This is a genomic window from Synechococcus sp. 'PEA 65AY6A-5F PE A', assembly GCF_047462575.1.
Lineage (GTDB): Bacteria > Cyanobacteriota > Cyanobacteriia > Thermostichales > Thermostichaceae > Thermostichus.
The window spans coordinates 26,831-38,782 of the sequence record NZ_JAOALE010000027.1; the positions used below are offsets into that span (position 1 = coordinate 26,831).

Annotated in this window: 11 protein-coding genes; 10 read left to right on the forward strand and 1 reads right to left on the reverse strand. The window is 57.3% G+C overall.

Annotated features, from left to right (window positions below):
- Nucleotides 1–5 precede the first annotated feature (5 nt).
- Nucleotides 6–590, reverse strand: a complete 585-nt coding sequence (locus tag GG26_RS09835; RefSeq protein WP_011431342.1) for a Uma2 family endonuclease — start codon at nt 588–590, stop codon at nt 6–8.
- 178 nt (nt 591–768) lie between these two features.
- Between GG26_RS09835 and csx2 the strand changes: the two genes are divergently transcribed.
- From csx2 to cas2, 10 genes are all read left to right on the forward strand, one after another.
- On the forward strand, nt 769–2,088 hold the full coding sequence (gene csx2 / locus GG26_RS09840) for a TIGR02221 family CRISPR-associated protein (RefSeq protein WP_414390292.1): 1,320 nt from the start codon (nt 769–771) through the stop codon (nt 2,086–2,088).
- A gap of 246 nt (nt 2,089–2,334) precedes the next feature.
- Complete coding sequence (gene cas10 / locus GG26_RS09845) at nt 2,335–5,328, forward strand: type III-B CRISPR-associated protein Cas10/Cmr2 (RefSeq protein ID WP_414390295.1); 2,994 nt, start codon at nt 2,335–2,337, stop codon at nt 5,326–5,328.
- Nucleotides 5,325–6,452, forward strand: a complete 1,128-nt coding sequence (locus GG26_RS09850; protein WP_414390298.1) for a type III-B CRISPR module-associated protein Cmr3 — start codon at nt 5,325–5,327, stop codon at nt 6,450–6,452. Before cas10 ends, GG26_RS09850 begins: the two co-directional genes overlap by 4 nt.
- Before the next feature lie 33 nt (nt 6,453–6,485).
- A complete protein-coding gene (gene cmr4 / locus GG26_RS09855) occupies nt 6,486–7,256 on the forward strand; it encodes a type III-B CRISPR module RAMP protein Cmr4 (RefSeq protein ID WP_099884681.1) in 771 nt (256 codons plus the stop codon).
- A gap of 13 nt (nt 7,257–7,269) precedes the next feature.
- Nucleotides 7,270–7,662, forward strand: coding sequence for a hypothetical protein (locus GG26_RS09860; RefSeq protein WP_011431336.1), 393 nt, complete (start codon nt 7,270–7,272; stop codon nt 7,660–7,662).
- Entirely contained in the window at nt 7,662–8,303 is a 642-nt protein-coding gene (locus GG26_RS09865; RefSeq protein WP_099812779.1) for a Uma2 family endonuclease, read from the forward strand. The genes GG26_RS09860 and GG26_RS09865 overlap by 1 nt, the downstream gene beginning before the upstream one ends.
- A gap of 227 nt (nt 8,304–8,530) precedes the next feature.
- A complete protein-coding gene (locus GG26_RS09870; protein WP_414390302.1) occupies nt 8,531–10,291 on the forward strand; it encodes an RAMP superfamily CRISPR-associated protein in 1,761 nt (586 codons plus the stop codon).
- 32 nt (nt 10,292–10,323) lie between these two features.
- On the forward strand, nt 10,324–10,623 hold the full coding sequence (csx18, locus tag GG26_RS09875) for a CRISPR-associated protein Csx18 (protein ID WP_099812781.1): 300 nt from the start codon (nt 10,324–10,326) through the stop codon (nt 10,621–10,623).
- Nucleotides 10,623–11,612, forward strand: coding sequence for a CRISPR-associated endonuclease Cas1 (cas1, locus tag GG26_RS09880; RefSeq protein WP_414390305.1), 990 nt, complete (start codon nt 10,623–10,625; stop codon nt 11,610–11,612). Before csx18 ends, cas1 begins: the two co-directional genes overlap by 1 nt.
- Nucleotides 11,612–11,890: a CRISPR-associated endonuclease Cas2 gene (gene cas2, locus GG26_RS09885; RefSeq protein WP_414390308.1), complete on the forward strand. Its 279-nt coding sequence runs from the start codon at nt 11,612–11,614 to the stop codon at nt 11,888–11,890. The genes cas1 and cas2 overlap by 1 nt, the downstream gene beginning before the upstream one ends.
- The last annotated feature ends 62 nt before the right edge of the window (nt 11,891–11,952 follow it).

An 11,952-nucleotide genomic window follows, 5' to 3' on the forward strand; every position in this document is an offset into this window, starting at 1 on the left:
AACAACTAAGGGATCCGAGCCTGGGCAAACACATCCTGGGGGACAACCTTCAAGCCGGGCAGAAACTCATCTTGGATGGCTTGGGATCCCGTAAAAGTCCGCGGCGGGGCATCGGGGTAGAAAACGGTGATGCTCTTGGCTTGGGGATCCACAACCCAAACGCGAGGGATCCCAGCTTCCAGATAGTCCGCTGCTTTTTGAAGTACAGCCCCAAAACTCTGGCCGGGAGAAAGAATCTCCACTACCAGTTCGGGAGCGACGGGACAAGGGCCGTCTTCCTCAAGCTGCGCTGGCCAGCGTTCAAAGGAAACATAGAGCAAATCGGGAACAGGAAGCCAATCTTGATCCTGCCTTTGCAAAACAACTGCCAGCTCTGTGTACACATCCCCCTTGCCTTGACACCAGGCATCCAGAATGAAAAGCAGCCGCTTCTGCAAAGAGGCATGAAATCTCTGAGGAGACATCGGCAAATCTTTGGGAACAGCTTGTCCATTGACCAGCTCATAGGTAGTATCTTCCTCTGGCAAGGCGAGAAACTGTTCGGGAGTAAGTTTTGGATGAGCAATCGACAGCTCTTCGGTCGATAGCATGCCAGGATCCCTCTCGTTCTAGAGGCCAACTGCTTTCTAGTTCTAGGCTAACTTTGGGTTTTTCGCCTTCACTGCGCGGGAAAAGGCCTCTTGTTTTTGGGAAGGGGGGGCTTCCAGGTTGCGGTAGCTTGCCAGCGGTTGTGCTTTGATGCGTTGCAGACCCACCTGGAGGATCCCTATGGCTAAAACCCTTTTGACCACCCTGGGCACTGGCGACTACACCGAGACGACGTATTTCTTTGGGGAGCAAAGGGCAGACAAAACCTGCTACGTCGCCAAGGCCCTCTGCCAGCTCTTTGAAATTGATAGAATCATCCTCCTGCTGACGGAGGAGGCCCGCGCCAAGCACTGGGGCCGCTTGCAGGAGTCCTTGCCACCCCAGGTGGAGAAGGTGGCCAAAGCCATTCCTGAGGGCAAAACGGAAGCGGAGACCTGGGAGATTTTCGACGTGCTGGTCGATGGCATCGAGCCCAACAGCCGGCTGCTTTTTGATATCACCCACGCCTTTCGCTCCATCCCGCTGCTGGTGCTCTTGGGAGCCGCCCTTTTGCGCAAGGCTAAAAACGTCGAGATCCAGGGGCTCTACTACGGCCTCTACCGCCCTGGCCAGGCGGAGACCCCCATTATCGATCTCACGCCGGCCATTCGGCTTCTGGACTGGCTGACGGCCAGCGACAAGTTCATCAGCACCGGCTCGGCAGTAGAGCTGGGCCAGCTTTTGGACACCGTTCAACGGGACTTCTACCGACAGCAAAGGCCCGGCAAAGGGGATCCCAGGCCCACCCGGCTGCAGAGCTTTGGACAAGCCATCCGCGACATCTCCCGTTCTCTGGAGCTGGTGAGGCCGGTCAGCCTGCAGGAGGACTTGCGCAAGTTACAAAGACACTCTACCCAGGAGTTGGCAGAAGAGGTGGGCCAATTTGCCAAGCCCTTCGGCCTGCTGCTGCAAAGCATTCAAAATAGCTACAGCCAACTGGCGCTGCCGGCAGACCAGAAGGAGGATCCCCGCGCTCAAGTTCAAAAGCACTTTCAACTGCTGCGCTGGTATGTTGAAAAGCGCTTCACCACCCAAGCCCTTCTCTTGGCTCGCGAGTGGGTGGTTTCTGCCCTTTGCCTCTGTGAGGGGATCCAAAACTACCTCGAACGAGAAGCGCGGCAGGGAATTGAACACCAGTTGGGATCCCTCATCCCGCGGGAAGAGCAGCTCTTGGGAGATCTCCCTGCGACTGGATCCCTTATCCAACACCAAGAGCAGCTTCAGTCCCTGCCTCCCATTGCCGCCCATGTCCCAGATGTGCAGCAGCTAGCCAAGCTCTGGTCTCGGCTGAGCGAATACCGCAACGACGTAGCCCATGTGCAGATGAAACCCAAATCTCTACGCAGCGAAGTTCTGGAGAGCTTTGTGCTGCAGGATCTGCTGCCGAAACTGGAAGCGCTGTTTCCTGAATTGACTCGAACAGAGGGGGAATTGGAAGGGGATCCTTCCAATTCTCGGTAGGCTACCAACGTCGGCCCACCCTCAGGTTCTGGGTTTTCAATTTCGGTCCAGCGGTTGGCAGGGGCTGAGCTTGAACAAGTCCTATTGACCTGGAGAAATACTGAAAAAAACCTGAGGGCCGGTCGGGATCGGTGGACTTTGTTTTGTAGCTTCTGCAGCCGGCTATCGGGTGGCTGCTGGGGTTTTGTCTACTTTGTTTCTTGCACGTTCAGTTCTTAACTTTCCTATCTTTCCTGCGAAAACACCATGTCTTATCACTACTACTGGCAAGCAAAGCTCTGGGGCCTGCTGCATGATCCTGCCCTCAAAGCCCTCCACGACGCCTCTGGCCGCGCTAAGGAAGGGCTGTGGCCAAACCTAGCAGCGATGCAGGGGTGGATCTCGCCCAAGGCAGAGGGATCCCCTCTGGCACAGGTGGGAGATGCGGATCTGGTCGCCTCCGCCAGCGATCGGGCCGCCATTGGCCACCTGCCCGTTGCCATCGACTACCAGCTAGCGGATCGCGGCCAGAGCCTGGGGCCGGGCTTAGAGATGAGCCATCTGCTTTCCGGGCGCAAGCGCTTTTGGCAACTGCCCGAAGAGGAGCACCGGGCCCTGCAGCAGGCCCGCTCCCGCGCCGAGTACTTGCTGGCGCAGGAAGCAAGGGTAGTTCCCGACTGGATTTGGCAAGAACAGGAGGATATCCAGAAGGTGTTCTGGTGGTTCTGGCGCTGTTTTCCCCAGGCGCTGGCGCGGGAGTTTGGCGATGAAAGCCTCCTGCTTTTGCCGGCAGAAACGCGGCTGCCCGATGGATCCCTGTGGAGCCACACCAGCGTTGTGGCGGCCCTGGCAGGCTGTTTGGCCGGCTACGACGAACCCAAGTTCACGCGGCCTTTTTTGGCCAGCTTTACCTTCAACCCCATCCAGGAGCTGATCAAAGCCAGCCGCAAGATGCGGGACTTTTGGGCCGGATCCTGGCTGTTGCACTACCTCTCGGCGCGGCTTTGCTGGCGCCTGGCGGAGAAATACGGCCCCGACTGCCTGCTCTACCCCAGCCTCTACGGCCAGCCTTTGATCGACGCTTGGCTGCTGGAGAAGTACCCCCCCTTTGCCGAGTGGATCCCGCAGCCTTCTGCCAACACTCTGCTCACCGCCGGCTTCCCCAACGTGATCCTCTTGCTGTTGCCCGAAGAGCGGCTGCAGGCGGCCATGCAGTTGGCCCAGCAGACCCTCAAAGAAGAATGGCGCCACCTGGCGGAAAGAGCGCTGGAGCACCTGCAACTGGAGCGCCGCTGGCTGGTGCAGTTGCGCCCGGAGGATCCCACCTGGAAGGGATGGCTGGAGCACCAGTGGCAGATCTACTGGGCGGCGGCGCCCCTGGGATCCCCCCACCAAAGGCTTAAAGACACCGCCATCCTCAAGTCCCAGGAGTCCATCGAGCGGGATCCCTGGGTCAGCGCCCAAAACCGCACCTACCATCTCAAAGGAAAGCGGCAGCTTTTTGCCGACCCGGAGCTGAAGTTCCTGCGGATCAGCTTCTGGGATCCCGAAAGGCAGCAGCACCGCCAGCACAAGCCAGGGCTAAACGTAGGCTCCTGGTGGGCAGCGGCAGTGGAGGCGACGCGCCGGCTGCAGGCTGCCTGCAAACAGGCCCGCGATTGGCAGTTGCCGGTGGCCTTTGGGCCGCGCAGCACCGTCTCTGGCCTAGGGCCGGTGGTTCACCCTTCCCCCAGGAATCGCTGGATTAGCGAAGGGGAGAGCCGGCGGCTTTGGCAGCGCCAGGCAGGGCTTTTCGATGGCCGCGAGCAGCTCAACGCCACCGAAACGGTTAAGCGGGCCCTAGACAAGGTGTTGCCGGAGCTCTTCCCCACCCTCGACGAAGACGAGGTCGCCGCTTCCTACCCAGATCTCACTGCTGGCGTGGCCGGTTACCTGAAAACCCACGGGCGACGCGAGCTGGAGCACTTCGAGCAGGCCTGCCGCGCCGTTGAGGCCATCCACCCCGCCATTCGGGAGGTCATCCGAGAAATGCGCGGCAAGTGGGGGATCCCGTGGGCTGACCAGCAAAACCTGCGCTACCACCCGCGGCTGCTCAACGCCGGCTGGCTGGTGGAGGACCTGGAAGCAGACGAGGCAACCCAGAAGCGCTGCCGCCAGGAGATCGAGGCCACCCTCAGCCGCTACTACCCCAGCATCAACCCCGCCAGTTGGTACGTGCTGGCCGCGGGCGATGGCGACGACATGGGCCAGTGGCTGAGCGGGGGGAAGATGAAGCCCTACTACGACTACCTGCCCCAGCCGCTGCAGCGCCTAGCGGATGGCCAGAGGGACGCTATTGGCCGCGTCCTCGACTCTGAAGAGCTCAAGCAAGTCAAGGACGCCTTCAGCGAGTTTGTTAAAGCCAGCCGCAAGCGCATGGGCCCGGCCACCCACAGCGCCCTCAGCCGGGCTCTGTTGGATTTTTCCGGCCAGTTGGTGCCCTACCTCACCGAGCAGCGCTATGCCGGCAGGCTTATCTACGCCGGCGGAGACGACGTTTTGGCCTACACCAACCTCTGGGAGTGGGATGGCTGGCTCTGGGACATCCGCCAGTGTTTCCGCGGCGGCGAAGACGACTGGCGCGAGTTTGCCAACGGAGGGGACTACTGGCAGTGGCAAAAGGCGCAGTTGCCGGCTGGCCTAAGCCGTCGCCCTCTTTTTACCCTGGGATCCCTGGCCAGCATTAGCTTTGGCGTGGTGATTGCCCACCACTCGGTGCCCCTGGCCATTGCCCTGGAGAATCTCTGGGAGGCAGAACAAGGCGCCAAAGAGCAGGCCTATGCCCAGGGCAGCTCCAAAGACAGCGCCCAGGTGCGGGTACTGTTTGCCAACGGCAACCAACTGGTGAGCACCTGCAAGTTCGACACCTTCGACAAGTGGAAAGACCTGCTGGATTTTGACTGGAAGCTGTTGGGCCAAAAGCAGGATCAAAGCTCCCTATTTGAACACGCCGCCCAGCTCTGGGAGCAGCACCCAGCCCCCAGCCTGGAAGCGGTGCCTGCTTGGGCCCGCCTGTTCTGCAGCCGCCGGGATCTCTTCCACGGCGAAAGCGAGCAGACGGATCGTTTCCAGACCCAGCTAATCGCATTTATCCAGCACTTTTGGCAGCACAGCCTGCCCGCCCAGCCGGGGGCCTGGGATCTGGCCATCAAAAACTGGTTCAAGCTGGCGGCCTTTGTGCTGCGCAACCGCACCGTCACTTTGGGGAGGAACGGTCGATGAGTTGGTTCACGCTATCGCCTCTAGATGTGTGGATGTTTCGCGATGCCAAGCCCTTTGCGCCGGGGGAGCGGGCCTGGGCCAATAGCGGCTTTCCCCCCAGCGGCCACACCTTGGCCGGCGCCATTCTGGCTCACCTGGGCCAGCCGGCAACCCTGCGCCTATGCGGCTCTTTCCTTTGCTGGGATGAGCAGCTTTACTTCCCCGGCCCTCTGCACCTCTACCAGGGATCCCCGCTGGTGCCCATCCCCTGGCTGGAAGAGGGCCATTCCTATGACGGCTACCGTTGGGATCCCACCCGGCCCGCCCCTTTGGTGGCAGCAGCTCCGGAGGAGGAACGGCCAAGCTCCAAGCAAAAGGCCGCCGGCTACCTGCCCTTTCAGGCGGTGCAAACTGCACTGCAGGGCAAGGGCTGGGATCTGGAGCAGGCAGTAAAGTCCCCCTGGGTGGCGGAAGTGCGGCCCCACAACACCCTGCAGGCAGGCAAACGCCAGGTGCGGGAGGCCGAGGGCTACTTTGTGGAGACCTGCATCCGCCTGCAGCCCGGCTGGAGCCTGGCCCTTTCCATCGAGTGCTGGGATCCCGATCGCGAAACTTGGGATCCCTTGCCTCTGAAGCAAGAAGTGGTGGTGCGGCTGGGAGGAGAAGGCCACGGCGCCCTCTTAAGCCCCTGTCCAAAGCTGGGCGAGCAATGGCAAGCGCTGCAGGAGCTCTCCCGGCAGACCTTCCGGCAAGGCCAGCGATCCCTGGCCTACCTCGTCACGCCTGGGGTGTTCATCAAAAAGGTGGATGGGCGCTCCCTCTGCCGCGCCTGGCCCTGGGAGTGGCGCTTGGCCACCCCTCATCCTGCCCACTCCCTCACTGGCCCTCTGGTGAGCGTGGCCACCGGCAAACCGGTTCCCATTAGTGGCCGCCTGGGGGTGGAGTCCCTGACAGAGCCGCGCAAGACCAGCCTGCCAGCTCCGCAAGTGTTTGCCGCCCCGCCTGGCAGCATCTACTACTTGGAGCATCCAGCTCCCCTTGCCCAGGACGAGCCGGAGCTGGAAGATGGCCGGCTCAACGTCTTCCACCGCTGGCGGCTGTTGGGCTACAGCGAGTTGCTCTGGCTGCCTTGGGTCAACTTTTGAAGTCCTGTTTTGACGGATAAGGAGTGTTTTTCTATGAGCTTTCACCTGGTTTATCTCACCTTGCTGACTCCCCTGCACACCGGCGGCACCACCCAAGAAGGCAACCTCTTGGGCATTGCCCGCGAAGCCCACACCAACTTGCCCTACATTCCTTCCAGCACCATCCGCGGCAAATTGCGGGCCAGCGTGGCCGAGAAAGAGTTAAAGTTTGAGCTTTTTGGCAACGAAATTGGGGAAGGGGATCAGCTTACCCAAGGCTCCATTTGGATTGGGGATGGATCCCTCTTGTGGGTGCCGGTGGCTTCCCTCAGCCACGGGGTAGTCTGGATTAGCTGCCCCCTCTTGCTCAAGCGCTGGCTGCGGCTAAGTGGTCAAAAGTTGGATGCGCCGGATCCCTATAGCACCAACTTGGAGACAAACCGACCCATCTACCTTAAGGATGCCATCCTAAAAAATGGCCTGAAAAAGTGGGAAAACTGGCAAAGCTTTGTCAAATCTTCCAGCATCAGCCGCGTCCTTGTCTTGCCGGATCAGCACTGTGCCACCCTTATTCAAATGAGCCTGTGGCGGCAGGTGAAAGTTAAGCTCAGCGAGCACAAAGTTGTAGAAGGCGGCTTTCGCTACGAAGAGGCCATCCCCCCCGATAGCCTGATGTACTTTACCTGGGGGGTAACAGCCCAGGCCAACGGCAGTTCCCAAGAAGCAGTGGAGCAATTTCAGAAGCTTCTCCAGAAGAACCAACTTCTACAAATTGGCGGCCAAGAGAGCCTAGGCCGGGGCTTTGTCGAGTTGTCTTGGAACTAGTTGAGGAGGCTTTATGGAAACTTTTGATCCCCGCACGTTGGCCAAGCCCGTTTACGAATCCCTTCGCCAGTTAAGGGCTCAAACCAAAGACCAAGAAAAGCTTAAGGAGCAGAAAAACCAGGCTGTGGAGCTCTACACCTACCTTTCCACCTGGGGCCTGCTGCGCCTTAAGGCAGAAGAAGATGCCCTCAACCAGGAAGGGAAAAAACAAGTAGTCAAGGAGTTTTTTGATTGCCTAGAAGAGATCTCTGGCCAAAAGGGAATTGCTAACTCCAACGGCCTGGATCGTCTTATGCAATTGGGAGTTGAAGAGTATCTAGGTTTAACAGGGCTAGGTCTGGCTTTGGCTCAGGAATTCGGCTTTTGGGCTATGGCCATCTACCACGACATTAAAGGAGGAGAGTAATGGGCGTCGCGATCCCCCTGCAAGCGATTTCCCTGCAAGAAGGCAGCCGAGTGGTTATTCATTCTCTTACCTGGCAAGACTGCGAGAGCATTCTGGAGGAGCTGGGCGAAGATCGCCACACTCGCATTGCCTACTACGATGGCACTTTTGAGATCATGTCTCCTTTATCCAAACACGAGCGCCTTCATCGCATTGCCAGTGACATTGTAAAGGCTCTCTTAGATGCTCAGGGGAGAGATTGGGAAGACTTTGGCTCAACAACCCTCAAAAAGCCAGGCAGAGCTGGCGTGGAGCCCGACACCTGCTTCTATGTCAATCACCTGGAGTTGGTGCGAGGTTGCGAGGGCAGGATCGATGTCGATCAGTTGCCCCCACCTGATCTGGCCATCGAGTCCGACGTTACTTCCCGAACTTTTATCGAGGCCTATAGAGCCATCGGCGTGCCGGAAGTTTGGATCTTGGGTGAGCGAAGTTTGCGGATCTTTATTCTGCAGGGAGAAGACTACGTAGAATCAAGCTGCAGCTGGCTTTTTCCAGACTTCGACATCCCCAATCTTGTACCTCAACTCATTCGACGCGCCCTAGAAATTGGCACCAGCGCTATGTTGCGCAAATTTCGGCAAACCCTTGGCAATTCCTAACGCTGTTTCCCACTTTTGGAGAAGATCCCATGACTGGCAATCGCCCTACTCGTCCTGGCAACGCTCCTCAGCCGCTTCCTCGTCCCCCCAGGCCAGGGGATCCCAGCCGCCGGCCGCCTCAGGAAAATCGGGGCCCTAATTCTCCTAGAGGAGGCAATGGAGGGGGAAACCAGCCGCGCGGTGGAGGAGGCAACAATCCTCCGCCCTCGCCTTGGCTGGGTCACCCCTTGGATCCCACGCCCAGGCCGGATCCCACCGCTGGCTTTATTGAATATCTGCGCTGGATGCGAGCGCCGCTTGATGCTTCTAAAGACGGCACCAAAGCGGAGCTGGCGCACCAAGTGGAAACAACGATCAACCTTGGAGCCCGCCTGAAAGTTTTGAATGAGCGCACCCAACGCATTGCCAGCGACACCTTTCAGGTTACTTGTCCCTGGCGAATTCGAGTCGGTGGGGCCAAGGGTCCAGAGAGCATGTTGCTCCCCGCTTTCGATCCCTTAGGGATCCCTTACATTCCCAGCTCCACCCTGCGCGGCGTAGCCCGATCCCAGGCCATTCGAGAGCTGATGCGGGAGCGCAACCTCTCTTGGGAGGAAGCGGACAAAGCTGTAGCTCCTTGGTTTGGTCACCTACAAGCTGACGAACAAGACAGTGCTGGCAAGGTAATTTTTCTGGATGCCTACCCTATGCCCACTCGGCCCCAGAGGTGGGAGGATCCCGATAACTCCAAAACCGGAGGCCTGGCGGTAGATATTGCCAACAATATCTGGAAATGGAATGGAAAGAATCTTGACTACTCTCCTAACCCTAACTTGTTCTTTTCTCTCAAACAAGCTACTTTTTTGATTGGCCTACGCAAAGGCCCCGGCTGTACCGACCAGATATTGGCTCAAGTCAAGGAGTGGCTGATCCAGGGTCTAGAGCAAGGGGTGGGATCCCAGGTGAATACTGGCTATGGCCGGCTGATCCCCCTAGGAAAATCGCTGGACAAGATGCCAGGGGAATTCTTGCGGCTGCCCTTCGAGCTAAAAGGCCAACTTATTCACGGGCGTCAAGTAGCTAACTGGAATCCGGGTAGGAATCGCTATGATAATCGACCCATTGCCGAAGTGCGGCCTGTGGCTTTTAAGAATATGCTGCGCTACTGGTTTCGCACTTTTGCCTTAGGGGTTCTGCCAGTTGTTCAGGTGCAAAAGTGGGAGGGCCAACTTTTTGGCTCCATCACCCCTGAGCAAAAACACGGCTGGATCCATGTGGATTTGCTGAACGGCAAAGTCTCTCGGCCGGAGCCCAATCAGCGAGGAGAAGCCGCAGGCCAACAGGAAGGGATCCTTGTCTTGAGTTTTTCTAGCGAGTGCCAAAATTACGCTTCCCAAGCAGAGCAGGAGGCGGTGAAAAGGCTCTTTACTAACCTCACCTGGATGATGTTCCATCTGGGAGGTGTGGGTCAAGGAGCTAGAAGACCCTGCTACTCCCGCCAGGATCGCGACCGGCCTCCCTGGTGGCGCGGCTCTACCCTAATTCCCAGGTCGGAGGATGCCTTTTGGAAGCTGGCGGAGTCGGTGGCCGGGTTTCAGAAGCTTTTCCAAAAGCGCCTGGGCAACTTCTTTGACGCTCTCAAGACTCTAACCAAGCAGGCCATTAACCCCGATAGCCCAAGAAGTGCTGGCCAGGTTCAGAGGGATAAATGGCCGCAAGCGGTGGATGCCAACTGCAGGATCGTAGTCTGCAGCGGCGAGGAAGATTTCAACAAACCCTATGCCCTGGCAACTTTGCATCGCTTAGACCGACAAGATGAAGGCCGGTACGACAAATTCTTGTGCGGGGGTGTACAGGGAGGTGCTCTGCCCTCTCCGGTTTGGATTGCCGATTTGGGTGATTACCAAGTGGTTACCGTTTTTGGGGCAACGGCATATCCTAGGAAAAAGTATCTTGAGGAGCTCAAGAAAGATGCTGATGATTTTCAAGTAATCTGGCCCTTGAGATAGAAGAAATCTCGAAGAATTTTTGGAGAAACAAAATGCCCAAAAAGAAGATCAATGCCAAAGTTCTCAGAAACCTTGTTACAGCCGTAATCAATGGCTCGATTACACTGGCCATTTTGCTCATTGCTCCCTTGGGCCTGGCAGCCGTGATTACCAACACTATTTTGGTTGCCATTGCCAGCTTCTTTTCTGGAAGCTTAACAGAGATGGTCATGGATCTTTTGTCAAGCCCTGAAATTGACGTGGAGGTTTTGCCAGAAGAGCGCCAATCCAAGACCAGCACTTCCATAGAGCCAAGGCGAGGCTCAGAGAGTCTGCGTCGAGATGATCAATAATGCGAACCTTGTATGTTTCCCAGCAAGGGTGCAGGCTAAGCCTCAGGCAAGAGTTTGTGCTGGTTCATTTGGGCGAGTCGCTCTTGCAAGAGATGCCTCTGCCCTTGCTGGAGCAAATTTTAATCTTTGGCCGCTCTCAGGTGACTACCGATGTTGTGAGGGAGTGCTTGAAGCGGAATATCCCCATTGCCTACCTCTCCCGGCTCGGCTATTGCTACGGTCGCCTCATTCCCATTGAAAGGGGCTACCGCCGCCTGGCCCATTGGCAACAGGCGCTCCCTGAAGCATGGAGACTGCAAACAGCAGCCCAAATAGTGCGAGCTAAGCTCCTCAATGGCCGCGTGCTGTTGATGCGACAACTTAGGCAGCGCCCCAGCGAAACCAGGGATCTAACCCTGCGCAGCCTGGAACACTTGGCCGCTCAAGCTCTGCAGGCTACTTCGCTGGATCAATTGCGAGGCATTGAAGGGATCGGCGCAGCTTTGTATTTTCCCGAATTGGGCAATTGCTTACAACAAAAAGGATTTGTTTTGATCAAGCGCACCCGACAGCCGCCCACCAATCCAGTGAATGCCATGCTCAGCTTTGGCTACATGGTGCTCTGGAACCACCTATTAACCTTAATTGAGCTGCAAGATTTGGATCCCTATCAGGGTTGCTTGCACGCTAGCAGTGAACGCCATGCTGCTCTGGTTTCGGACTTACTGGAAGAATTTCGGGCGCCTATTGTAGATTCAATAGTCCTCTGGCTGATCAACAAGGGCATTATGAACATCGAAGAAGACTTTGAGCATCGCGATGGTGGCTGTTTTCTAAGTGATAGTGGCAGGAAAAAGTACCTTACAGCTTTCATCCAAAGAATGGAGGGATCCATCCAGACCCCTGACGGAGATCAACCCCGCTGGGATCTGCTAACGCAGCAAGTTAAAAAGTTTAAGCAATCCGTCTATAATCCTCAAGATTTGTACCAGCCCTACCGGATTCGCTGATGTTTCTTTATGTTGTTACCTACGATACTCCCTGCGACAAGCGACGCAAGAAAATTGCCGACCTGCTAGAAGGCTACGGCAAGCGCGTGCAATACAGCGTGTTTGAGTGCATCCTCGACAAAGACAAGTTCGAGGAGCTCAAACTGCGGCTCCGCAAGAAGATCAAGCCCGAGGAAGACAGCGTCCGCTTCTATCCGCTCACTAGCTATGTCCTCGCCCAGGTGGAAATCTGGGGTGGGCCTGCCCTGACTGCACCCCCCAGCTCGGTCATTGTGTAGCTCAGGCAAGTCTGATACATTTACGCTGAACACTGCTGAACATCACTGTTCAACTATGCAGC